Source organism: Escherichia ruysiae (genome assembly GCF_031323975.1).
Taxonomy (GTDB): domain Bacteria; phylum Pseudomonadota; class Gammaproteobacteria; order Enterobacterales; family Enterobacteriaceae; genus Escherichia; species Escherichia ruysiae.
The window spans coordinates 1,744,146-1,767,806 of sequence record NZ_JAVIWS010000001.1 but is presented as its reverse complement, the minus strand read 5'-3'; the positions used below and the strand labels follow the sequence as shown (position 1 = coordinate 1,767,806).

The 23,661-nt window shown below is 50.8% G+C and carries 26 protein-coding genes, 1 tRNA gene and 1 pseudogene; 11 read left to right on the top strand and 17 right to left on the bottom strand.

Annotated features, from left to right (window positions below; translation table 11 throughout):
* The first annotated feature begins 88 nt into the window (after window positions 1-88).
* From RGV86_RS08760 to RGV86_RS08750, 3 genes are all read left to right on the top strand, one after another.
* Entirely contained in the window at window positions 89-1,492 is a 1,404-nt protein-coding gene (locus RGV86_RS08760; RefSeq protein WP_137598318.1) for a VasL domain-containing protein, read from the top strand.
* Window positions 1,493-1,717: 225 nt separating this feature from the next.
* On the top strand, window positions 1,718-2,011 hold the full coding sequence (locus tag RGV86_RS08755) for a type II toxin-antitoxin system TacA family antitoxin (RefSeq protein WP_001110457.1): 294 nt from the start codon (window positions 1,718-1,720) through the stop codon (window positions 2,009-2,011).
* Window positions 2,008-2,496 (top strand): GNAT family N-acetyltransferase, encoded by a 489-nt coding sequence (locus RGV86_RS08750; RefSeq protein WP_085461158.1) that lies wholly within the window; start codon window positions 2,008-2,010, stop codon window positions 2,494-2,496. Before RGV86_RS08755 ends, RGV86_RS08750 begins: the two co-directional genes overlap by 4 nt.
* 175 nt (window positions 2,497-2,671) lie before the next feature.
* Here the strand turns inward: RGV86_RS08750 and RGV86_RS08745 are convergent.
* The 3 genes and pseudogenes from RGV86_RS08745 to RGV86_RS08735 all read right to left on the bottom strand — a co-directional run.
* Window positions 2,672-3,225: pseudogene (locus RGV86_RS08745) on the bottom strand (integrase core domain-containing protein); the annotation flags it as partial.
* A 350-nt stretch (window positions 3,226-3,575) separates the two neighbouring features.
* Window positions 3,576-3,651 (bottom strand) — tRNA-Phe (locus RGV86_RS08740).
* Between the two features lie 104 nt (window positions 3,652-3,755).
* Complete coding sequence (locus RGV86_RS08735) at window positions 3,756-4,463, bottom strand: DUF554 domain-containing protein (RefSeq protein ID WP_000234488.1); 708 nt, start codon at window positions 4,461-4,463, stop codon at window positions 3,756-3,758.
* Window positions 4,464-4,615: 152 nt separating this feature from the next.
* Between RGV86_RS08735 and RGV86_RS08730 the strand changes: the two genes are divergently transcribed.
* Both RGV86_RS08730 and speC read left to right on the top strand, forming a co-directional pair.
* Window positions 4,616-4,699: a hypothetical protein gene (locus tag RGV86_RS08730; protein WP_212741836.1), complete on the top strand. Its 84-nt coding sequence runs from the start codon at window positions 4,616-4,618 to the stop codon at window positions 4,697-4,699.
* Between the two features lie 161 nt (window positions 4,700-4,860).
* On the top strand, window positions 4,861-6,996 hold the full coding sequence (gene speC, locus RGV86_RS08725) for an ornithine decarboxylase (protein WP_085461156.1): 2,136 nt from the start codon (window positions 4,861-4,863) through the stop codon (window positions 6,994-6,996).
* Window positions 6,997-7,043: 47 nt separating this feature from the next.
* Here speC and nupG read toward each other — a convergent pair whose 3' ends face one another.
* The 4 genes from nupG to mutY form a co-directional block, all read right to left on the bottom strand.
* Complete coding sequence (gene nupG / locus RGV86_RS08720; RefSeq protein ID WP_001049787.1) at window positions 7,044-8,300, bottom strand: nucleoside permease NupG; 1,257 nt, start codon at window positions 8,298-8,300, stop codon at window positions 7,044-7,046.
* A 202-nt stretch (window positions 8,301-8,502) separates the two neighbouring features.
* Window positions 8,503-9,582: a membrane-bound lytic murein transglycosylase MltC gene (gene mltC, locus RGV86_RS08715; protein WP_000760323.1), complete on the bottom strand. Its 1,080-nt coding sequence runs from the start codon at window positions 9,580-9,582 to the stop codon at window positions 8,503-8,505.
* A gap of 64 nt (window positions 9,583-9,646) precedes the next feature.
* On the bottom strand, window positions 9,647-9,922 hold the full coding sequence (locus RGV86_RS08710; protein WP_000091700.1) for an oxidative damage protection protein: 276 nt from the start codon (window positions 9,920-9,922) through the stop codon (window positions 9,647-9,649).
* Between the two features lie 27 nt (window positions 9,923-9,949).
* Window positions 9,950-11,002, bottom strand: coding sequence for an A/G-specific adenine glycosylase (gene mutY / locus RGV86_RS08705; protein WP_085461155.1), 1,053 nt, complete (start codon window positions 11,000-11,002; stop codon window positions 9,950-9,952).
* A 160-nt stretch (window positions 11,003-11,162) separates the two neighbouring features.
* On the opposite strand from mutY, the gene trmB reads away from it, so the two are divergent.
* The 5 genes from trmB to RGV86_RS08680 all read left to right on the top strand — a co-directional run bounded on the left by trmB (window position 11,163) and on the right by RGV86_RS08680 (window position 15,456).
* Entirely contained in the window at window positions 11,163-11,882 is a 720-nt protein-coding gene (gene trmB, locus RGV86_RS08700; protein WP_000786919.1) for a tRNA (guanosine(46)-N7)-methyltransferase TrmB, read from the top strand.
* Window positions 11,882-12,208: a YggL family protein gene (locus tag RGV86_RS08695; protein ID WP_001107564.1), complete on the top strand. Its 327-nt coding sequence runs from the start codon at window positions 11,882-11,884 to the stop codon at window positions 12,206-12,208. The genes trmB and RGV86_RS08695 overlap by 1 nt, the downstream gene beginning before the upstream one ends.
* Window positions 12,209-12,390: 182 nt before the next feature.
* On the top strand, window positions 12,391-13,110 hold the full coding sequence (locus RGV86_RS08690) for a YggN family protein (protein WP_309508385.1): 720 nt from the start codon (window positions 12,391-12,393) through the stop codon (window positions 13,108-13,110).
* A gap of 175 nt (window positions 13,111-13,285) precedes the next feature.
* Window positions 13,286-14,332 carry an L-asparaginase 2 gene (gene ansB, locus RGV86_RS08685; protein ID WP_000394144.1) on the top strand — a complete coding sequence of 349 codons (1,047 nt, stop codon included), beginning with the start codon at window positions 13,286-13,288 and terminating at the stop codon, window positions 14,330-14,332.
* 116 nt (window positions 14,333-14,448) lie between these two features.
* Entirely contained in the window at window positions 14,449-15,456 is a 1,008-nt protein-coding gene (locus RGV86_RS08680) for a DUF1202 family protein (RefSeq protein WP_085461154.1), read from the top strand.
* A gap of 62 nt (window positions 15,457-15,518) precedes the next feature.
* Here RGV86_RS08680 and hemW read toward each other — a convergent pair whose 3' ends face one another.
* Genes hemW through yggS form a run of 5 tightly spaced genes read right to left on the bottom strand, consistent with a single transcriptional unit; the run spans window position 15,519 to window position 18,824 of the window.
* Window positions 15,519-16,655: a radical SAM family heme chaperone HemW gene (gene hemW, locus RGV86_RS08675; RefSeq protein ID WP_085461153.1), complete on the bottom strand. Its 1,137-nt coding sequence runs from the start codon at window positions 16,653-16,655 to the stop codon at window positions 15,519-15,521.
* A complete protein-coding gene (locus RGV86_RS08670; RefSeq protein WP_001174758.1) occupies window positions 16,648-17,241 on the bottom strand; it encodes an XTP/dITP diphosphatase in 594 nt (197 codons plus the stop codon). Before RGV86_RS08670 ends, hemW begins: the two co-directional genes overlap by 8 nt.
* A gap of 7 nt (window positions 17,242-17,248) precedes the next feature.
* Entirely contained in the window at window positions 17,249-17,539 is a 291-nt protein-coding gene (gene yggU, locus RGV86_RS08665) for a DUF167 family protein YggU (RefSeq protein ID WP_001277222.1), read from the bottom strand.
* The gene (gene yggT / locus RGV86_RS08660) at window positions 17,536-18,102 is read right to left on the bottom strand and encodes an osmotic shock tolerance protein YggT (RefSeq protein WP_001094831.1); all 567 of its coding nucleotides are present in this window, start codon (window positions 18,100-18,102) and stop codon (window positions 17,536-17,538) included. Before yggT ends, yggU begins: the two co-directional genes overlap by 4 nt.
* Before the next feature lie 17 nt (window positions 18,103-18,119).
* Window positions 18,120-18,824, bottom strand: coding sequence for a pyridoxal phosphate homeostasis protein (yggS, locus tag RGV86_RS08655; RefSeq protein ID WP_010347747.1), 705 nt, complete (start codon window positions 18,822-18,824; stop codon window positions 18,120-18,122).
* 17 nt (window positions 18,825-18,841) lie between these two features.
* Between yggS and RGV86_RS08650 the strand changes: the two genes are divergently transcribed.
* Window positions 18,842-19,822, top strand: coding sequence for a PilT/PilU family type 4a pilus ATPase (locus RGV86_RS08650; RefSeq protein WP_085461152.1), 981 nt, complete (start codon window positions 18,842-18,844; stop codon window positions 19,820-19,822).
* 208 nt (window positions 19,823-20,030) lie between these two features.
* On the opposite strand, the gene ruvX is transcribed toward RGV86_RS08650, so the two are convergent.
* From ruvX to endA, 5 genes are all read right to left on the bottom strand, one after another.
* A complete protein-coding gene (ruvX, locus tag RGV86_RS08645) occupies window positions 20,031-20,447 on the bottom strand; it encodes a Holliday junction resolvase RuvX (protein ID WP_000017111.1) in 417 nt (138 codons plus the stop codon).
* Window positions 20,447-21,010 carry a YqgE/AlgH family protein gene (locus RGV86_RS08640; RefSeq protein WP_010347742.1) on the bottom strand — a complete coding sequence of 188 codons (564 nt, stop codon included), beginning with the start codon at window positions 21,008-21,010 and terminating at the stop codon, window positions 20,447-20,449. The genes ruvX and RGV86_RS08640 overlap by 1 nt, the downstream gene beginning before the upstream one ends.
* 108 nt (window positions 21,011-21,118) lie before the next feature.
* The gene (gene gshB / locus RGV86_RS08635) at window positions 21,119-22,069 is read right to left on the bottom strand and encodes a glutathione synthase (protein ID WP_000593254.1); all 951 of its coding nucleotides are present in this window, start codon (window positions 22,067-22,069) and stop codon (window positions 21,119-21,121) included.
* Window positions 22,070-22,081: 12 nt separating this feature from the next.
* Window positions 22,082-22,813 (bottom strand): 16S rRNA (uracil(1498)-N(3))-methyltransferase, encoded by a 732-nt coding sequence (gene rsmE / locus RGV86_RS08630; RefSeq protein ID WP_010350368.1) that lies wholly within the window; start codon window positions 22,811-22,813, stop codon window positions 22,082-22,084.
* A gap of 79 nt (window positions 22,814-22,892) precedes the next feature.
* Window positions 22,893-23,600, bottom strand: coding sequence for a deoxyribonuclease I (endA, locus tag RGV86_RS08625; protein WP_085461151.1), 708 nt, complete (start codon window positions 23,598-23,600; stop codon window positions 22,893-22,895).
* Window positions 23,601-23,661 lie beyond the last annotated feature (61 nt).

The window sequence follows — 23,661 nt, the reverse complement described above, 5'->3', positions numbered from 1 at the left end:
GTTTCTTCCTTAATTCGGCAACGCTCTGAATATGCCGCAGAAACGATAGTCTTCTATAACCGCAAGCACGTCAGATGGACAACAGGTCATGAATGACATTACCCCACGTAAAATCAAAACCGGCGGTGACCCGCGCACGCTACCGGATTATGCTGCCCTGCGCGATGAACTGAATAAGCTTACACATCCGGCGCGTCCGGATGTGAACTGGCATTATGTCGAGAAACTTTGTCTTTCACTGTTTGATCAAAATGGTGTAGAGCTGCAGACGGCAGCCTGGTATACGCTGGCTCGTACGCAACTGGCTGGATTATTCGGTCTCAATGAAGGTCTGGCAATACTGGAGGCTCTGATAAGTCATGAGTGGGGGGGGCTCTGGCCGCAGCCTGTTCACGTTCGAATGGAGATCCTGAGTAATCTGAGTCAGCGTTTGCAGCAACGTATACGCTCGCTGCCGCTGATATACAGCGACCTTGGTCAGTTGTATCGGGCAGAACAACTGCTTACCCGTCTGGGGGAAGTATTACAGCGTCTGGAGCTTAGGCATCTCAGCCAACTGGATACTTTGCGTGCCCTGATACACAACAACGCTGTCAGCCTGGAAAGCAGCGATGGTACAACCAGCACAGGGACGACAATTCAGTCTGGTATCGTGTCGCCTGCCACAGTAATAAATAGAACCGATATATCAATAGGTTCCCATGCTGAAAGCCTGTTTGAAGATCCCCGAAGGCCAGGCGGTACGGTGAAGTGGGTGTATGTTACACAACCGAACGTAGAGGTGCTCCCGGCAATACCCGCGCCAGTAAAAAGGTGGAAATCTTTTGTTGCTGGGATGTGTTCCATGCTGATGATAAGTGCAGCAATGGTATGGGGCTGGCAATATTTTCACCGGTCGGATCCATTACAAGCCCAGCTTACTGCCTCTTTAACTCCATTACCCGCAATACTCACGCCTGAACAACTGGATATATTGCGGCAGCAATCTCCCTTGCCACAAACTTTAATAACGCAAACACAGCAGCAGCTTGCACTTCTGGACAAGCTACCACCGGACTGGCTCATTACCCGAGGATGGCAGCTTGTCGAACAAGCCCGGGCGATTTGGCCGGAGCAGGCAAAACCTCTGATGCAACAGTGGCAGCAACAACTTAATGTTGCCGCATTGCCGACAGGAAACCTGAATGGCTGGCATCAGGGAATGATGACGCTACAGAAACTGAGTGAACGACTGAACGGACTGGATGAGCATAAAGGGAAATATATGACGGTCAGTGAACTGAAATCTGTGGTGTATTCCGCTATGCAGCTATTTAACCAATCCATACCGGCTGAAGAACAACTGCGGATACTGGCACAATCGCCGGTAGGGCAGCCACTCCCTCCTGCCGCAGGGGCTCAGGCAGAGATGCGCCTGAAACAACTTATCGCCAAGTATGCCGATATTAAACAGAATGCTTCGAAGTTAAAAGGTGTGAATGGTTATGAATGACTCAGCTTGTTATCGAAATGTCTGCTGCGGAGATTGCTGCACAATCAGGGAGAGTGCCAGAGAGTGCCCCGTATTTTTGCTTTTAAACCAGAATAATGAGCTCGCACGTTTTAAAGTGCAGTCGGTTCGATAATTTAGTTCGATTCCTTTTAAATATATCGTAATGACATCTGCGTTACACGTGTTGTATACTTAATATCCACAGAAACACAAGAGGACAACACCATGCCAGCCGCAAACAGTATGGCGATGAAACGCGAAACCCTGAATCTGCGCATCAGAGCCGCCGAGCGCGATCTTATCGATCGGGCGGCGAAAGCCAGAGGAAAAAACCGCACTGACTTTGTGCTGGAGGCCGCCCGCGCTGCCGCCGAGGAAGCGTTGATCGAACAGCGCATCATTATGGCCGATCCGCAGGCTTATCAGGAATTTCTGGCTCGTTTGGATCAAGCTCCAGCGCCTAATGCAGCACTGCGTAAAACCATGCAAACACCTGCGCCGTGGGAACAGAATAAATGATCTCCGCCCCTGAGCCTCTCCACGCCGTGCATGTGTTGACTTCATTTTGCTGCGGCGTGGATTCTATGGATAACTGGCTGAAACAGCGGGCGATGAAAAATCAGGTTACTGGTGCATCGCGTACCTTTGTTTGCTGTGACAACAATTCTAAGGTACTGGCATATTACTCGCTGGCGTCCAGCGCTGTGACGACAAATACAGCTCCCGGTCGCTTTCGCCGCAATATGCCTGAGCCGATCCCTGTTGTAGTGTTGGGTCGTCTGGCGGTGGATCAGTCTCTACATGGGCAAGGCGTAGGTCGGGCGCTGATGCGGGATGCAGGACTACGGGTAATCCAGGTGGCGGAGACCATCGGCATTCGCGGGATGCTGGTTCACGCTCTGTCGTATGAAGCCCGGGAATTTTACTTGCGGGTGGGGTTTGAGCCGTCGCCGGTGGATCCGATGATGCTGATGGTGACGTTAGGGGATTTAGTTCATGCCTGATTAGTAATATCTGGAGCTAATAAGATGGTCGTTTCATGCCTAAAATTATCAATGATATTGTTGTCCGGCATGTCCGCTGTCTGAAGCCATAAGTTATCTTTAGTGGGTAATGTGAAATAAAATAAGAGCCAGACACAACTGTAAATAGACCCTTTTTAGTTCCAGGCATTTTTGAACTGCCGGCCAAATAATGGTGTTGTCGAGATTCCTCCTGCATCATATTGTTCAGTGATTCATGCGGGCGTTTACCGTTATATTCTGACAACCATTTTTCCGTGATTTTCCGCACTTCATTCCGTGTTCTGAACAGATAAAAATCGGACGGTATGTCCGTTTATAACGCTCAATGAAAGCGTTCTGTGTCGGCTTATCCAGCTGAATAAACTCCAGTTTTACTGCATGTTTCTCTGTCCATTCAGCCATTGTGATTCCACAAATATCCCTCTCGCCGCAGAAAAGTGTCGGAAAACTGTATCGTGGATATCGCTCTTCCATCGCCTGCAAGACGACAATAACGGGTTCGTCACGCGTGGTATCCGGACGATAATGATAAACCGTTCTGCTCAGGTTCAGACTCCAGCAGGCCTGACGAATACTGAGTCTGAACGACGTTATCAGATGAGTGAGCAGCTCACGCTTAAAGGCTGGTTTTAAAGTTTGTTTCGATAACGTCTTTCAGGCTCGGTTCTTCAGGTTCTGGTCGGCAATCATCTGTTTGAGACGGTGGTTTCCGGGCGCTGTTGGGTATGATTAATGTCATTGTGTGCAGGAAATTGCTGAGCCATGTCAGCATCACATCAACGCTGGAATCCATTGATGAAAGTGTTGATAGTCTGCGGGATATACTGGAAACAGAGTTGATGTAGTGGCCTGATGAATATGGCGTTGACACAATTTGATATTCGCAACGAAGAACTGTAAATATTACGGACGAAAAAAAACAGACTTGCGTCAACAAGTCTGTTCTTCAAGAGATTTTCTTTCAACTACGGTAACAACGTTACATCGTGTTTTTACTGGCTCGCCTTCGTGTCCGTCAGGATTGCATCTTGCAAATCTGACCAACCGGCTTTGAATAGTGGTGCCCGGACTCGGAATCGAACCAAGGACACGGGGATTTTCAATCCCCTGCTCTACCGACTGAGCTATCCGGGCAACGGGGCGCATTAAACCTGATTCGCCTCGTCTCGTCAATCAAATTTCTTCAATTTACGGCAGACTGCACAATCTATCATCACTTTGCCGCTATTACACACATTTCAGGCAAACCAGGCGGTCCAGGCGGCGGAAAGAGGCATTGCCAGAAGCAGTGCTGGAAGCATGTTGACTACCGGGAACATTTTAATGCCACAGATGCGCAAACCGGTCGCCAGAAGCAATAAACCGCCTACGGCGCTAAAGTCCGCCATCATCGCCGGTGTCGTTAGCGGTAATATCAGCGCGGCTCCCCAGGCCAGTGTTAACTGGATGATGAGCAATGGAATGCTAATCACTGATACCGCAATCCCCAGAGAGCAGGCGAAGATCATCGCCGTAAAGAAATCAAGAAATGACTTGGCGATTAAAATACTCGGATCGCCGGTCATTCCTTCATTCATCGCGCCGAAGATCCCTGTACCGCTGGCACAAAACAGGACGATAATCGCAACAAAATTTTGAATAAATGATTCATGCGCTGGCTTCTTGTGCGAGTGGCGAAACAGATTTTGCGCTCTGGCAACCGCTGTATTGACTCCTTTCTCCAGCAAACACATTTCGCCGATTAGAGCGCCAAGTAGCGTTGCTAAAACCATCGCCGGAAGGTTGGCGCATTTCACCACCAGTAAAATACCAATCCCCAACGATGCCAGACCAAAAATCGATGTCATTGAGACGCGGATACGTTCCGGTAAACGTTGGCTAAGCAGTGCGCCGAGAATGCCACCCAGTAATACTGCACTCGCGTTGATAAAAGGGCCGATGACCACAAGAGTTCCTGTTAACTGTATTGTTTGATTTTTTTATTATGAACTTTTTGCCCCGTTTATAGCTTGCCTGGACGCAAAGTCCTGGCTTGCACGCTTTAGCGAAAGGTGCCATGATTGCGCGAATTTTCTCCTCTCTGTACGGAGTTTGCCTGATGCATGCCACCTCCTTACATTCTCTCGCTCCTCGCCGTTTTGCGCGAAAATATTCCCTTTCCATGTTACTGCTCATGCGGTGAAGTTAACGCACGCTCACTGCAGGACAACAGTAAAATCAGAGCGTTTCTGCTTTTACTGATGTCTGGCGGTCGGAGCTGGTGACCAGTTTGACCCCCATCTCATGGGGCAAGGTTTTTCACCTTGTCCGATATTCTTACCTCCCCGAAACGGGTTTGCGTTTATGAAATCAATGAGTATTGCCGCCAGTAATGAACTGGTTTCCCGACTTTCTACCCATCGTCGCGTGGTGGCGCTGGAAGATACTGATTTTACGGACGTCGCGGCAGTCGTCATTACCGCTGCGGATAGTCGTAGTGGCATTCTTGCGTTACTTAAGCGAACCGGTTTTCATCTGCCGGTATTTTTGTATTCTGACAATGCTGTTGAAGTGCCTGCGGGCGTTACGGCGATTATCAACGGTAACGAGCAGCAGTGGCTGGTGCTGGAGTCTGCTGCTTGCCAGTATGAAGAGAATTTGCTGCCACCGTTTTATGACACGCTGACGCAGTACGTTGAGATGGGCAATAGCACCTTTGCTTGCCCTGGACATCAGCATGGCGCGTTCTTTAAGAAGCATCCAGCTGGACGCCATTTTTACGATTTCTTTGGTGAGAACGTCTTTCGCGCCGATATGTGTAATGCTGACGTAAAATTGGGCGATCTGCTTATTCATGAAGGATCGGCGAAGGATGCGCAGAAATTCGCAGCCAAAGTCTTTCATGCCGATAAAACCTATTTTGTCCTGAACGGCACATCGGCAGCGAATAAAGTGGTGACGAATGCGCTGTTAACGCGTGGCGATCTGGTGCTCTTCGACCGTAACAACCATAAGTCGAATCATCACGGCGCGCTGATTCAGGCGGGGGCGACGCCGGTCTATCTGGAAGCTTCACGTAACCCGTTCGGTTTTATCGGCGGTATTGATGCGCACTGTTTTAATGAAGAGTATCTGCGCCAGCAAATTCGCGACGTTGCGCCAGAAAAAGCCGAGCAATCGCGCCCGTTTCGCCTGGCGATCATTCAGTTAGGGACCTATGACGGCACTGTCTACAACGCCCGTCAGGTGATCGATACCATTGGGCATCTGTGCGATTACATTCTGTTTGATTCCGCATGGGTTGGTTATGAACAGTTTATCCCGATGATGGCGGATAGCTCGCCGCTGCTGTTAGAACTTAACGAAAACGATCCGGGGATCTTTGTTACCCAGTCGGTGCATAAACAGCAGGCGGGATTCTCGCAGACGTCGCAGATCCATAAAAAAGATAACCATATTCGCGGGCAGGCGCGTTTTTGCCCACATAAGCGGTTGAATAATGCCTTTATGCTCCATGCTTCCACCAGTCCGTTCTATCCGCTATTTGCCGCGCTGGACGTCAATGCCAAAATCCATGAAGGGGAGAGTGGGCGTCGGCTATGGGCTGAGTGCGTTGAGTTGGGGATTGAAGCGCGCAAGGCGATTCTTGCGCGCTGTAAGCTGTTCCGTCCGTTTATTCCGCCCGTTGTCGATGGCAAATTGTGGCAGGATTATCCGACGTCAGTGTTGGCCAGTGACCGCCGTTTCTTCAGCTTTGAGCCAGGAGCAAAGTGGCACGGCTTTGAGGGATATGCCGCAGACCAGTATTTTGTTGATCCGTGCAAGCTGTTACTGACCACGCCGGGAATCAATGCCGAAACCGGTGAATATAGCGATTTTGGCGTACCGGCGACGATTCTGGCGCATTATCTGCGTGAGAACGGCATTGTGCCGGAAAAATGCGATCTCAACTCCATTCTGTTCTTATTAACGCCGGCTGAAAGTCACGAGAAGCTGGCGCAACTGGTGTCGATGCTGGCGCAGTTTGAACAGCATATTGAGGATGATTCGCCGCTGGCTGAGGTGCTACCGAGTGTTTATAACAAATATCCGGTACGCTACCGCGACTACACTTTGCGCCAGTTGTGTCAGGAGATGCACGATTTGTATGTCAGCTTCGACGTCAAAGACCTGCAAAAAGCGATGTTCCGCCAGCAGAGTTTCCCGTCAGTGGTGATGAATCCGCAGGATGCGCATAGCGCCTATATTCGCGGTGAAGTGGAATTGGTGCGGATTCGTGATGCCGAAGGGCGAATTGCGGCAGAAGGGGCGTTGCCTTATCCACCTGGCGTGCTTTGCGTGGTGCCGGGGGAAGTCTGGGGTGGAGCGGTTCAGCGTTATTTCCTTGCGCTGGAAGAGGGCGTGAATTTGCTGCCGGGGTTTTCGCCGGAGCTACAAGGTGTCTATAGCGAAACCGATGCGGATGGCATGAAACGGTTGTACGGTTATGTGTTGAAGTGAGAATAAAAAACGGGTCACCTTCTGGCGACCCGTTTCTCTTTGCGTAATTAGTGGCTAACAGTCTGTGTGCCCGCAGGGACACGAACGTGTTTGTATTTAAACATCGCCATGAACGCGAAGGCCAGAACCACAGAGTAACCTGCGAAAATCAGCCATACGGTCTGCCAGTCGGTAATGCCGTTTTGGGTGTACATCTCAACCACTTTACCGCTCACAATACCGCCGAGGATACAGCCGAAGCCGTTGGTCATCATCAGGAACATCCCCTGCGCACTGGCACGAATTGCCGGGCTGACTTCTTTTTCGACAAACACTGAACCAGAGATGTTGAAGAAGTCGAATGCGCAGCCGTAGACAATCATTGACAGCACCAGCAGTACAGTACCGAACGGAGTCGGGTCGCCATAAGCAAACAGCGCAAAACGCAGGATCCACGCCACAATACTGATCATCATTACGTTCTTAATACCGTAGCGGCTTAAGAAGAACGGGATGGTCAGAATGAACAGAGTTTCCGAGATCTGCGAAATCGACATGATGATCGACGCATGTTGCACGATGAAGCTGCTGGCAAACATCGGATCTTTGTCGAAGCTGTGCAGGAAAGTATTACCGAACATGTTGGTAATCTGCAGTTCCGCACCCAGCAACATCGAGAAGATGAAGAAAATCGCCATACGCTTGTTTTTAAACAGCGCGAATGCATCAAGCCCCAGCAAAGTCGTCCAGCTCTGATTCGCTTGCTGTTTAGCAACCGGAATATGCGGCAGCGTAAAGGTAAATAGCACCAGAACGGCGGAGAGAGCTGCGCCAATATACAGCTGCATGTGGCTTAATTCGAAGCCAGACAGGCTCACCACCCACATCGCCATAATAAAGCCGATGGTGCCCCAGATACGGATTGGCGGGAAATCCGTCACAATATCCAGCCCGGCATTTTGCAGGCGATAGTAGGAGATTGTGTTGATTAACCCAAGCGTTGGCATATAAGCAAACGAGTTAATCAATATCACAAGGAACATCGCCTCCGGCGTGGTGACTTGCGCCGCCATGAAGAGCGTGATCGCGCCGATAGTGTGACAAATGGCGTAAACCCATTTCGCACTTAACCATTTGTCGGCCACAATCCCCAGCAACGCAGGCATAAAGACAGCGGCGATACCCAGTGAACTATAAACTGCGCCGATAGAAGCACCGTCGAACTTCAGGGTAACAAACATATAGGAGCCGAGGGTCGTCAGCCAACTTCCCCACAGGCAGAACTGCAGAAAAGAGAGAATTTTCAGCTGCAGCTTAAGATTCATGTTAATTTCCTCACATCATGATGCGGATGAGTGTTTCAAAAAGCACATTTGACCGTGCAAGATGATGCGATTCTATCAACTTCACTGACTGTTTTTTTGTTACCCGTGGCAAATAATTGCAAATAATATCGTTTTGCAAAACATAATTGTGATGTGGATAACACTTTTGCCCCAGGACATCGTCAAGGGGCGATAAGTGCAATTATCGGCGACGGTAAGATTTTTGCGCCGTGTTCACTTTATAAAGATAGCGGCGAGATTCCGCAGAAGGATGGCGGGTCGTTAGCGTCTGATAAACATCGCCCGGGGTCATGGTATTAATAATATTAGCAGCTTGAATCTTATCGTTAGAGAAAACGCGTAACACGCTGCCTGCACCACCGTTATAAGCGGTGATGACGGCATAACGCCGCGACGTTGGGTTATCAATGCCGCCAAGATAAACATTGTTCAGCATCGCCAGATATGCAGTGCCGGTATCAATATTGCTGGCAGGATCAAACAAGAAACTGCGGCTCGGCGTGCCGGATTTCCCCTGCGAGCGGAACACATCTTTCCCGGCAGTATGTTGTACCACCTGCATTAATCCCAGCGCATCGGAACGGCTGACCGCATACGGGTTAAAGGAAGATTCGGTCTGCATAATCGCCAGAATCAGCGACTCATCAACGCCATATTTCCGTGACGCCTGGCGGACCATGCCGAGATATTTGTGCGCACGTTTATCAAGGTGGTTCGGCACCATGTTAATGGTGACGCTGTAGATGATACGCAGCCCGTTGCTGCGGCTTTTCAGACGGTTTTTCAGCAGATAATCCGCGAAGTTGCTTGCGCGACCTTCCCAGCGAATCGGCTGCCCGGTGTTGTCCACCACCTGACCGTAAAGAAAAGGTTCTTTCGAAATCGTAATATCATCAACGTCGGAATAGAGATCGACCGAACTCGGATCATCCCCCATCAGTAACGTTTTGATAATTGCCCGACGCAGATGTGCGGCAGGTTCTGTCCCGGCGATGGTTTCGATAGTGATCGTACCGTCATCAAAGTTGATGTGGCTGCGGGTCTGGTATTGATCGGTGTATTTCACGTAGTCCTTAGGACCGGCGATCACCACCTCTTTGAATCCCCAGATGTTCTCAATATTGTGGGCAAATTGCCCCATCAGAATATCAAAACCGTTGGTATCTTTGACCCAGGCTTCATTATAGGTATCGCCTTTTTTGGTCGTCGAACAGGAGATGAGCAACGGCGCAATCAAAGCCAGCGCGAGATATTTTTTCATCATTCCGGGTGCGTGTTGTGTTTGTTTTTATGCAAGTTGCCGGAGGCGTACTCCGGCTCTGTTTTTATTTTTTATCTTCCGGCGTATAGCCCTCGATATGCACCTCTTTACCCTCGAACAGGAAGTTGACCATCTCCTGCTCCAGCAGCTTGCGGTGCTCGGCATTCATCATGTTGAGTTTCTTTTCGTTAATCAGCATGGTTTGTTTGTGCTGCCACTGCGCCCAGGCTTCTTTGGAAATCTCGTTGTAGATGCGTTTTCCCAGTTCGCCGGGGTATAGCTGAAAATCCTGACCTTCTGCTTCACGCTGCAGGAAAGTACAAAAAATCGTTCTGCTCATAAATCATCCTCTTTATCGACTCACGCGCTAAACCGGCGCGCCAGTGCGTAACTGCTGTAACAAACGCTCCACGGGAGCCGCCAGACCAACTGACGGCGGTTGCGCTAAGTTATACCAGAGCGCATTGCCTTCATCCATGCAACCGGTGAATGACGACACGGGAAGCCACATAGGCACAATATCTAAATGGAAATGGCTGAAGGTATGCCGAAACGCGGTGAGTTGCGTCAGGTTATCAGTAGCAATCTGCCGTTGCGCCAGCCACTGCCGCAAACTTTCTTCGTCGGCAAACTGCGGGAAACAGTATAAACCGCCCCACAATCCGCTCGGCGGACGCTGCGCCAGAAATACTTCATCTTCGTGCTGTAACAGCAAAAAGTAGCCGGTGCGCTCCGGTAATGTCTGTTTCGGTTTTTTGCCCGGATAAAGCGACCAGCTATTGTTGGCGGCGGCAATACACCCGTTTTGTAGCGGGCAGAGCGAACACTTCGGCTTCGAGCGCGTACAAATCATCGCGCCTAAATCCATCATCGCCTGATTAAACCGCTCCACGCCGACGGCGGGCGTAACCTGCTCGCTTAAACTCCACAGTTTATTTTCGACCTCTTTTTTCCCTGGCCAGCCGCTTACAGCATAGCAGCGAGCCAGCACGCGTTTGACGTTACCGTCGAGAATCGGAAAGTGCTTACCCAGAGAAAGCGAGAGTATTGCGCCTGCGGTGGAGCGTCCGACGCCCGGCAGCGCGGCGACTTCCTCAAAGGTTTCCGGGAATTTACCGTCGTGTAAGGTGGCAACTTGCTGTGCCGCTTTATGCAGATTGCGCGCGCGGGCGTAATAGCCAAGCCCGGTCCACAAGTGGAGAACTTCGTCCAGCGGCGCGTTGGCGAGATCGGTCACCGTCGGGAAGCGCGACATAAAGCGTTCAAAATAGGGGATAACGGTCGCAACCTGGGTTTGTTGCAACATCACTTCTGAGAGCCATACTTTGTAGGGCGTCTTGTCAATTTGCCAGGGCAGAGTTTTTCGCCCGTATTTATCGTACCAGTCCAGAACCAGGGCTGAAAATTGCGACGCTTGCATGGTCACCGAATTCATTGTTGTTGGGGGCAAGATTGCAGCACAGCGACGGCAGGGTGTAAACCGGAACTTTCCGCAGCCACGGCCTTATCATGCTTGCATCCGGCAACTAACTTTGGATAATGCCCGTTTTCAGAACACTTTCACAAGCGACTAAATCTTTATGAAAAACGACGTCATCTCACCGGAATTTGATGAAAACGGCCGCCCATTGCGCCGTATCCGTAGTTTTGTGCGCCGCCAGGGGCGACTGACCAAAGGCCAGGAACATGCGCTGGAAAACTACTGGCCGGTGATGGGCGTTGAGTTCAGCGAAGATATGCTGGATTTCCCTGCGCTTTTTGGCCGTGAAGCGCCAGTGACGCTTGAGATTGGTTTCGGCATGGGCGCTTCGCTGGTGGCAATGGCTAAAGAGCGCCCGGAGCAGGACTTCCTCGGCATTGAAGTGCATTCGCCGGGCGTTGGCGCTTGTCTGGCTTCCGCGCATGAAGAAGGGTTAGATAACCTGCGTGTGATGTGCCATGACGCAGTCGAAGTGCTGCATAAAATGATTCCTGACAATTCATTGAGCATGGTTCAGCTCTTTTTCCCTGACCCGTGGCACAAAGCGCGCCATAATAAACGCCGTATCGTTCAGGTGCCGTTTGCTGAGCTGGTAAAAAGCAAACTGAAACTGGGGGGCGTATTCCATATGGCGACTGACTGGGAACCTTATGCGGAACATATGCTTGAAGTGATGTCTTCCATTGACGGTTATAAAAACCTGTCAGAGAGCAACGATTACGTACCGCGCCCGGCATCACGTCCGGTGACGAAATTTGAACAACGTGGTCATCGTCTTGGTCACGGAGTATGGGACTTAATGTTCGAGAGGGTGAAATAATGGCAAAGAACCGTAGCCGTCGTCTGCGTAAAAAAATGCACATCGACGAATTCCAGGAATTAGGATTTTCGGTGGCATGGCGATTCCCGGAAGGTACATCGGAAGAACAAATTGATAAAACCGTTGATGACTTTATTAACGAGGTTATCGAACCGAACAAACTGGCCTTTGACGGCAGCGGCTATCTGGCCTGGGAAGGTCTGATCTGTATGCAGGAAATCGGCAAATGCACTGAAGAACATCAGGCGATTGTGCGTAAGTGGCTGGAAGAGCGCAAACTGGATGAGGTACGCACCAGCGAACTTTTCGACGTTTGGTGGGACTAAGAAAACATACGGGCGATGACAAATGCAAAACTGCCTGATGCGCTACGCTTATCAGGTCTACAAAGATGCACGATCGAGTAGGCCGGATAAGGCGTTTACGCCGCATCCGGCATGGACAACGCGCACTTTGTTATCAATCTGGGCCAGCAAATGCTGGCCTGATTTGTTCTTGAGGGAAGATTATGATGCGCAAAATGCTGCTGGCGGCAGCACTTTCAGTGACGGCAATGACCGCTCACGCCGACTACCAGTGCAGCGTCACGCCGCGTGACGATGTGATTGTCAGCCCGCAAACCGTGCAGGTGAAGGGCGAAAACGGCAATCTGGTGATCACGCCAGACGGCAACGTGATGTATAACGGTAAGCAATATTCCCTGAATGCCGCCCAGCGCGAGCAGGCGAAGGATTATCAGGCTGAACTACGTAGCACCCTGCCGTGGATTGATGAAGGCGCGAAAAGCCGCGTCGAGAAAGCTCGCGTCGCGCTGGATAAAATTATCGTTCAGGAGATGGGCGAAAGCAGCAAAATGCGCAGCCGTCTGACCAAACTGGATGCGCAATTAAAAGAGCAGATGAACCGCATTATCGAAACGCGCAGTGATGGCCTGACGTTCCACTATAAAGCTATCGATCAGGTTCGCGCCGAAGGCCAGCAGTTAGTGAATCAGGCAATGGGCGGTATTTTGCAGGACAGCATTAATGAAATGGGCGCGAAAGCGGTGCTGAAAAGCGGCGGTAACCCATTACAGAACGTGCTGGGAAGCCTGGGGGGGCTGCAATCCTCAATCCAAACCGAATGGAAAAAGCAGGAAAAAGATTTCCAGCAGTTTGGCAAAGATGTCTGTAGCCGTGTCGTGAAACTGGAAGACAGCCGCAAAGCCCTGGTCGGGAATTTGAAATAATCCTCTATTCTAAGACGGCATAATACTTTTTTATGCCGTTTAATTCTTCGTTTTGTTACCTGCCTCTAACTTTATAGATCTCCAAAATTCATTCACGTTGTAAATTGTTTAACGTCAAATTTCCCATACAAAGCTAAGGGATAATACGTAGCGTTCACGTAACTGGAGGAATGAAATGGAGTTTTTCAAAAAGACGGCACTTGCCGCACTGGTTATGGGTTTTAGTAGTGCAGCATTAGCATTACCGAATATCACCATTTTAGCGACCGGCGGGACGATTGCCGGTGGTGGTGACTCCGCAACCAAATCTAACTACACAGCGGGTAAAGTTGGCGTAGAAAATCTGGTCAATGCGGTGCCGCAACTGAAGGACATTGCGAACGTTAAAGGCGAGCAGGTAGTTAACATTGGCTCCCAGGACATGAATGATAATGTCTGGCTGACGCTGGCGAAAAAAATTAACACCGACTGCGATAAAACCGACGGCTTCGTTATTACCCACGGTACTGACACGATGGAAGAAACCGCTTACTTCCTCGACCTGACGGTGAAATGTGACAAGCCTGTAGTGATGGTAGGCGCAATGCGCCCGTCCACTTCCATGAGCGCAGACGGCCCATTTAATCTGTATAACGCGGTAGTGACCGCAGCCGATAAAGCCTCCGCCAACCGTGGTGTGCTGGTGGTGATGAACGACACCGTGCTTGATGGCCGTGATGTCACCAAAACTAATACCACCGATGTAGCGACCTTCAAATCTGTTAACTACGGTCCGTTGGGTTACATTCACAACGGTAAGATTGACTACCAGCGTACTCCGGCACGTAAGCACACCAGCGACACGCCGTTCGATGTCTCTAAGCTGAATGAACTGCCGAAAGTCGGCATCGTTTATAACTACGCCAACGCATCCGATCTTCCGGTAAAAGCACTGGTAGATGCAGGCTACGACGGTATCGTTAGCGCCGGTGTGGGTAACGGCAATCTGTATAAAACCGTGTTCGACACCCTGGCGACCGCTGCGAAAAACGGCACTGCGGTAGTGCGTTCTTCCCGCGTACCGACGGGCGCAACCACTCAGGATGCCGAAGTGGATGATGCAAAATACGGTTTCGTCGCCTCTGGCACGCTGAACCCGCAAAAAGCGCGCGTTCTGCTGCAACTGGCGCTGACGCAAACTAAAGATCCACAGCAGATCCAACAGATTTTCAATCAGTACTAATCGCCTCGCCCCGGTATCGTGCCGGGGCTTTTTCACTTCAGACTCACGTCCATTGCCAATTGTTATTACCCTGATGATAATCACTGGAATAAATTATTCCTCGCGAGGGTTTTCTGGTGAAAAAGCAATGGATTGTAGGCACGGCGCTGTTTGTGTTGATGTCTGGTAATGGCTGGGCCGATGGCGAACCGCCAACTGAAAATGTCTTAAAAGATCAATTCAACAAGCAGTATCACGGTATTCTCAAGCTTGATGCCATCAGTTTAAAAAACCTTGATGCGAAAGGTAATCAGGCCACCTGGTCAGCGGAAGGCGATGTTTCTTCCAGTGATGATCTCTATACCTGGGTTGGTCAACTGGCAGACTACCAACTGCTGGAACAGACCTGGACGAAAGATAAGTCCGTAAAATTTTCGGCGATGTTAACCAGTAAAGGAACACCTGCGTCTGGCTGGACGGTGAACTTTTACTCTTTTCAGGCGGCAGCCAGCGATCGTGGGCGGGTGGTCGACGATATCAAAACGAATAATAAGTATCTGATCGTGAATAGCGAAGATTTCAATTATCGCTTTAGTCAGCTTGAGTCAGCGTTGAATACCCAGAAGAACTCGATTCCTGCGCTGGAAAAGGAAGTGAAAGAGCTTGATAAGCAAATGGCGGCGGCGCAGAAAGCAGCGGATGCATATTGGGGAAAAGATGCAAACGGCAAGCAAATGACCCGCGAAGACGCCTTCAAAAAAATTCACCAACAGCGTGATGAGTTTAATAAACAGAATGATAGCGAGGCGTTCGCGGTTAAATATGACAAAGAGGTTTATCAACCGGCGATTGCGGCATGTCATAAACAGAGTGAAGAGTGTTATGAAGTGCCGATTCAGCAGAAACGGGATTTCGATATCAACGAACAGCGGCGACAGACTTTTCTGCAATCACAAAAACTTAGCCGTAAATTGCAGGATGACTGGATAACGCTCGAGAAAGGGCAATATCCGTTAACGATGAAAGTTTCAGAAATAAACAGTAAAAAAGTCGCGATATTAATGAAGATTGACGATATCAATCAGGCGAGCGATCGCTGGAAAAAAGATACCGAACAATTACGACGTAATGGGGTGATTAAGTAATTATTGCGATGACGTATGACCTGTAGCCGGATGCTGCGTTCACGCCGCATCCGGCTACAAGTTTACTCCGCCAGAAAAAGCTCCAGCAGCGAATTTAAAAACAACTTCCCATGTTCCGTTATCTGCCAGTAATCTGCACACTCAGTGAGATAACCCTGAGCGATAGCCTCGTCTAACTGTTGGCGAATCACCTCTTCAGAAAGACCTGTGTACTGGCTAAACTCCACGCGCGGTGCGGCTTCCAGCAAACGGAAGCGATTCATAAAGAACTCGAATGGCTTATCTGCGGTTTCAACATCGCGCTGGCTTTCCAGATACCTTCCCTGCATAAAACCACGCGGATGACGCGTTTTGGTGGTACGCAGAATGCGCCCATCAGGGAAGGTCACTTTGCCGTGCGCGCCGCAGCCAATACCGATGTAGTCACCAAATCGCCAGTAGTTAAGATTGTGCTGGCACTGATAACCCGGTTTGGCGTAAGCGGATGTTTCATACTGCTGATAGCCCGCTGCGGTTAATAACTGATGCCCCTGTTCGAATATATCCCACAACGCATCGTCGTCCGGCAGCACCGGTGGTCGCGAACCAAACAGCGTATTGGGTTCGATGGTCAGTTGATACCAGGAAAGATGCGGCGGATTCAGTTCAATGGCCTGGCGTAGATCGCCAAGCGCCTCTTCCAGCGATTGATCCGGCAGCCCATGCATTAAATCAAGGTTAAAGCTACGCAGCCCCAGCTCGCTTGCCAGTTTTGCAGCACGCTTCGCTTCTTGCGGGCCATGAATACGTCCCAGCCGTTTCAGCTTTTCTTCGCTAAAACTCTGTACCCCAATAGAGATACGATTTACACCGGCACGCTGATAATCAACAAAGCGATCGGCTTCTACCGTACCGGGGTTCGCTTCCATGGTAATTTCTGCATCCGCTGCCAGCGGCAAACGCGCACGCACGCCGTCCAGCAGCGTTTGCATCGCCGAGCCGGAAAGCAGGCTCGGCGTACCACCGCCAATAAAGATTGTCTTTACTTCACGGTTCTGTGCGTAAACGACATCGTTGTCCAGATCGCTAAGCAGATGCTGAACATAATCGTCGTGCGGCACTTCCCCTTTCAACGCGTGAGAGTTGAAATCGCAGTACGGGCATTTCTGCACGCACCACGGGATGTGAATGTAAAGACTCAGCGGCGGTAATTTAACCATTACGTAAAGCGTCCAGCAGCAGTTTCAATGCCTGACCACGATGGGAAATGGCGCTCTTTTCTTCGCGGGTCAGTTCGGCAGCGGTTTTGCCTTCGGAAGGCACGAAGAAAATTGGATCATAACCAAAGCCGCCAGTACCGGAAGGTTCACGGGTAATCACGCCCGGCCAGCTGCCGTGACATACCAGCGGAGTGGGATCTTCCGCGTGACGCAGATACACCAGCACACAGTGGAAGCGAGCCTGACGTTGGTCGTCCGGTACGTCTTTCAGTGTTTCCAGCAGTTTTTGCAGATTCTTTTGATCGGTCGCGTCTTCACCGGAATAACGCGCGGAGTAAATCCCTGGCGCGCCACCCAGCGCATCTACCGCCAGACCGGAGTCGTCGGCAATCGCCGGTAAACCGGTCGCTTTTGCCGCGTGGCGCGCTTTCAGAATCGCGTTTTCGATAAAGGTCAGGCCGGTTTCTTCGGCGGAATCAACGCCAAGCTCCGTTTGAGCCACGATATCAAGACCGAAGTCGCTAAGCAGCGACGCCAGCTCACGCACTTTACCGGCATTGCCGGTTGCGAGGACAACTTTTTGCATAGGATACCTAATTAATTAACGCCGCGATTTCTGGCGGGATTTGTTGCGGATTAATGATTTTAATTTGTTTGTGGCGGCCAAGTTCGCCTTTTTCTATCACCACCTGGCTTTTGGCTACCCGGAATTGCTTACCGAGAAATTTCACCAGATGGCTGTTGGCCTGGCCGTCAACCGGCGGCGCGGTAATGGCGACTTTTACCTCGTCGCCATGTAAACCGACAATAGAATCACGGCTGGCTTTTGGCTGAATATAAAGCCGCAAAACCAGACCGTCATCGTTAACTGTTACGGCACTCATAACGCCATCCACAGCCCCGGCAGCAGCATGTTTCCTGTCGCCTGTAATACTTCTGCGACACCCATATTGATGACATACAGCAGCAGAACGAGGATCATCGGCGAGAAATCAATCCCACCCATTGCCGGCAGCAGGCGGCGAATTGGACGCAGCAGCGGATCGGCAAGCTGAATCAGCACGTATTCAATCGGGCTACGACCCTGGCTTACCCAGCTCATAATCGCCATCACCAGCAGGACCCAGAAAATCAGCAGGCCGATGGTTTTCAGCAGAATCAGTAAACCAGCAATCCAGATGATTGGCAGGAAGGTCACCACTTTAAACAGCACAATGGCTTTGATGAAACTGAGAATATAGGCAACCAGCAGCGAGGCGCTGTCAATGGGTCCCATTGCCGGAATAACGCGGCGCAGTGGCCCGATAATTGGCTGTGTCACTTTCACCACAAACTGTGAGAAAGGGTTATAAAAATCACAATGAGCCCACTGCATCCAGATGCGTAATAACAGCACCATGGTATACAGCTCAATGACCGTTGAAAGCAGGAAAGTCAACGTATTCATGGCGTTCCTTTAATTCCTTATTTTTTAGAGTAATCACGCGCACCAAAGATGGCTGTGCCGATGCGAACCATTGTGCTACCTGCCGCAATGGCGGCTTCCATATCGTCCGACATCCCCAGAGAGAGCGTATCGACATGCGGGTAGCGCGTTTTCAGTCCGGCAAATGCTACAGCCATTTGGCGTGCAACTTCAAACTGCCTTACATATTCTGACTCAGGCGCCGGGATAGCCATCAGCCCGCGCAGGCGTAGACGCGGTAGTTCAGCGACCGCCGCTGCCAGTTCGTCCAGTTCTGCCAGTTGAATCCCGGACTTACTGTTTTCATCACTAATATTAATTTGAATCAGTACGTTAAGAGGGGGGAGTTCTGCCGGTCGCTGGTCGTTCAGGCGGGTAGCGATACGCAAACGGTCGATGGTATGACACCAGTCGAAATGCTCTGCCACCAGGCGACTTTTGTTGGACTGTAGCGGACCAATAAAATGCCATTCTAATCCTGTTACGCCCAGCTCCTGAAAGTGGCGAATTTTATCTACCCCTTCCTGAACGTAGTTTTCACCAAATTGACGCTGCCCGGCATCAATGGCTTCTGCGATGGCGCTCGCAGGTTTTGTTTTACTGACTGCAAGCAGCGTAATTTCTTCTGGAGAACGGCCGCAACGCGTTGCAGCCGCTGAGATTTTGTCCCGGACCTGTGCCAGGTTATGCGCAATATCGTTCATTTTCCGAGGATCTTAGTATGAATATGGAAGAAATTGTGGCCCTTAGTGTAAAGCATAACGTCTCGGATCTACACCTGTGCAGCGCCTGGCCCGCACGATGGCGCATTCGCGGCAGAATGGAAGCTGCACCGTTTGACGCACCGGACGTGGAAGAGCTACTGCGGGAGTGGCTGGATGACGAGCAGAGGGCGATATTGCTTGAAAATGGTCAGCTTGATTTTGCCGTATCGCTGGCGGAAAACCAGCGGTTGCGCGGCAGTGCGTTCGCGCAACGGCAAGGTATTTCTCTGGCATTACGGTTGTTACCTTCGCACTGTCCACGGCTCGAACAGCTTGGCGCACCACCGGTATTGCCGGAATTGCTTAAGAGCGAGAATGGCCTGATTCTGGTGACGGGAGCGACGGGGAGCGGCAAATCTACCACGCTGGCGGCGATGGTTGGCTATCTCAATCAACATGTCGATGCGCATATTCTGACGCTGGAAGATCCTGTTGAATATCTCTATGCCAGCCAGCGATGTTTGATCCAGCAGCGAGAAATCGGTTTGCACTGTATGACGTTCGCATCGGGATTGCGTGCTGCATTGCGGGAAGATCCCGATGTGATATTGCTCGGAGAGCTGCGTGACAGCGAGACAATACGTCTGGCGCTGACGGCGGCAGAAACTGGACATCTGGTGCTGGCGACCTTACATACGCGCGGTGCGGCGCAGGCCGTTGAGCGGCTGGTGGATTCATTTCCGGCGCAGGAAAAAGATCCCGTGCGTAATCAACTGGCGGGGAGTTTACGGGCGGTGTTGTCACAAAAGCTGGAAGTGGATAAGCAGGAAGGGCGCGTGGCGCTGTTTGAATTACTGATTAACACACCCGCAGTGGGGAATTTGATTCGCGAAGGGAAAACCCACCAGTTGCCACATGTTATTCAAACCGGGCAGCAGGTGGGGATGATAACGTTTCAGCAGAGTTATCAGCAGCGGGTGGGGGAAGGGCGTTTGTGAGGCGAAATTGGTTGATTTGCTTCGTAAATATGCCTGATTCGCTACGCTTATCAGGCATACAAACGCAGCATCCGGCAATAAACGTCTGATGCGACGCTAACGCGTCTTATCAGACCTACAGCCGCTGCCATATGTAGGCTGAATAAGGCGTTTACGCCGCATCCGGCAAGATGACGGTAATGACAATTCGCCAGGCTTATAAATCGCCTTAATAACCCTGCTCGAAATAACTTTCGAGAATAATAACTGCAGAGGCAGAGTCGACTTTGCCTTTGTTGAGCGCCCGATAGCCGCCCTGTTCAAACAGACCGGAACGTGCCTCCACGGTGCTAAGACGCTCGTCATGTAGCTTTACTTCAACACCGAAACGACCATGAATACGGTTGGCGAATTTACGCGCCCTGGCGGTTAATGGCTGTTCAGTGCCGTCCATATTCAGCGGCAAACCGACGATGATTTCGTCCGGCTGCCACTCTTTCAGTAAACGTTCAATAAGGTTCCAGTCCGGCGTACCGTCCTGCGCTTTAATTGCAGGCAAAGGGCGAGCGGTGCCGGTAATGCGTTGACCTACCGCCACGCCAATGCTTTTAGTGCCGAAATCGAAGGCGAGTAAGGTTCCGCTCATCAGGCGTGCCCCGCCACACCAGGCATAGTGAGAATATCAACACCAATCAGTCTTGCCGCATCGCGCCAGCGGTCGGCAATCGGCGTTTTGAACAGAATATTCAGATCTGCCGGGGCGGTTAGCCAGGCGTTGTCGAGAATCTCTTGTTCCAGCTGGCCTTTATCCCAGGAGGCGTAACCCAACGCCACCAATACGTCAGACGGTTGTTTATCGGTGCCGAGCGTTTCAAGTACATCGCGGGAGGTGGTCATCACCGTGTTGTCTGAAATGCGAATACTGGAAGCAAAATTTGATGGTGGAGTATGCAAAATAAACCCGCGATCTTCAGCTAGCGGGCCACCGAGCATAACCGGTTTGTCCAGACGGATTGATTCATCACGCGGCTCCGGCGTGATCTTCAGCTTTTCCAGAATCCCTTCAATTTTGAGATTTTCCAGTGGCTTATTAATGATAATCCCCATTGCGCCATTGGTATTATGTTCGCAAATGTAGACCACGGAACGACGGAAAATCGGATCCTGGAGAGCAGGCATGGCAATAAGAAAGTGATGCTGTAAATTCATTGTCAGAGGTTCTGTTTCCTGGTTCAAAAAAGCAACAGCGCCCAGTATGCGTGGAAAGAAGGGCGCTGTCACTCAGAGTCTCAACGAGATCCCTCTCGTTAAACTGGGTTATTGCTGCTGTAAACGTGCTTCTATGGCATCCATTAACATTCCGGTGATCGAGACCGGAAACTCTGCTTCAATCTCACGAATACAGGTTGGACTGGTGACGTTAATTTCAGTCAGACGGTCGCCGATAATATCCAGGCCAACAAAAATCAGCCCTTTTTCTTTCAGCGTCGGCCCAACCTGGCGGGCGATTTTCCAGTCACTTTCAGTTAGCGGACGAGGTTCGCCACGACCACCGGCAGCCAGATTGCCACGGGTTTCGCCACCCTGCGGAATACGTGCCAGACAGTACGGCACCGGCTCGCCATCGACGACCAGCACGCGCTTGTCGCCATCTTTAATGGCAGGCAGATAATTCTGCGCCATGCAGTAGCGCGTGCCGTGTTCAGTCAGGGTTTCGGCTATTACGCCGAGGTTCGGATCGCCTTCTTTCACCCGGAAAATAGACGCACCGCCCATACCGTCCAGCGGCTTAAGGATGATGTCGGTGTGTTTTTCCCAGAACGCTTTTAACTGTGCTTTATTGCGCGTGACCAGCGTTTCTGGTGTTAAGTCAGAGAACCAGGCGGTAAACAGTTTTTCGTTACAGTCGCGCAGGCTCTGCGGCTTGTTAACGATCAGCGTACCTTTCTCTTCGGCACGTTCCAGAATGTAAGTGGCGTAGATAAACTCGGTATCAAACGGCGGATCTTTACGCATCAGGATCACGTCGAGATCGGCCAGTGGCAGATCTTGCTCCCCCGTAAACTCGTACCATTTATCGTAGTTTTGTTCAACGCTCAGAGTACGCGTATGAGCACGGGCTTCACCGTTAATCAAATAGAGATCGGCCATCTCCATATAGTGAAGTTCGTAACCACGACGTTGTGCTTCCAGCAACATAGCGAAGCTGGAATCTTTCTTGATGTTGATGTTTGCGATGGGGTCCATCACGATGCCGAGCTTGATCATTATTCTTCTCCGTTAGCCCAAATCGCCAAATCGTACTTGTAGCGCGGTAATGGCGGTGAGCGCAGTTGTCTCTGTACGCAAAACGCGAGGTCCCAACAGGATATCAGTAAATTGATAGCGGGCAGTCATGGCAATTTCATCTGCCGATAAACCGCCTTCCGGGCCAATCAGCAGGCGGACGCGTTCAACCGGTAACGGCAACGTATTGATGCTGTTACTGGCGCGTGGGTGAAGATTCAGTTTCAGCCCTTCATCCTGCTCTGCACACCAGGCTTCCAGATCCATCGCTGGACGGATTTCCGGCACCCGGTTACGACCACACTGCTCACAGGCAGCAATTGCAATCTTCTGCCACTGCTGGAGCTTCTTGTTCAGACGTTCGCTATCCAGTTTAACGCCGCAGCGTTCAGAAAAAAGTGGCGTAATGAGACTTACTCCAAGTTCGATCGATTTCTGGATAGTAAATTCCATTTTTTCACCGCGCGACATCACCTGACCGAGATGAATATGCAACGGGGATTCACGATCGTCGAGCTGACCTTCCAGCACTTTTACTTCGACACTTTTTTTGCTGGCGCTGGTAATTTCTGCGTCAAAGACCTGGTTGCTGCCGTCAAACAATTGTAACGCCTGTCCAGGTCCCATACGCAGCACACGTCCGATATGGTTGGCGGCATCTTCGCAAAGCGCGATGTGAGAGTTGCTGATAAGTGGTTCTGGATGATAAATGCGGGGGATACGCATGGTTAAAAATCCGCGTCGTCTCCCCACGCGGTTGTCCGCGTGGGGTAGGGGTTAACAAAAAGAATCCCGCTAGTGTAGGTTAGCTCTTTCGCGCCTGGCAAGCGCGTTGCACATACGGGTTATGATTGCCTTGAATCTTTGCAATACGTTCGTCGCGCTCACACTCCCAGTCGGTCACCGGATACATCTTGTTCCAGGCGTTAAAAAGCTGCGTTTGTTGGCGTGAGAGTGTCAGGTTGTACTGGTCACGCATGTAGAAATAAGTTCGTGCAATGATGCCTCGCGTATGAGCGGGTGGTTCAGCCACTTTTTCTTTGAAATCCACCTTCATGGCACACTGCCCGTACTGCCCTTCGCCGCCGTTCCACTGACTATACATAAAATTGCCGCGATCGCCGTTCACTTCGCCTATTGCGGGCTGAAGGTTATGCATATCGCTTTCCATTTTGCGATAAACCGGATCTTTGGCGCAGTTTTTACGTCCACCGTCTTGCCAGCACTGACGCTGGTGACCGAACTGCCAGGCAGGAACCACATGTTCCCACTCTACGCGGCTGGCGCGGTTTTCATTTTTGCGCACCTGGTATCCGCACGACTCCAGATCCACGATGCCTTTTTTACCCTGCCAGTTGATTTTACATCCGCAGTAAAATGTTCCCGGCACATCAGCGTAGACTTTTACCGCTGCTGTTTTCGCCTGGGAAAAACTATTGATGCCTTCGGCCAATGCAGGGCCGGAAAATGCTGCGCTCAGTACCACCGCAGCCACAGACAAATTACGGTACATCACTTACTCCGTGTTAAAACGAGCGAGCAACGTAGCGAAAGTTGTTTTGGTATGCAATCAG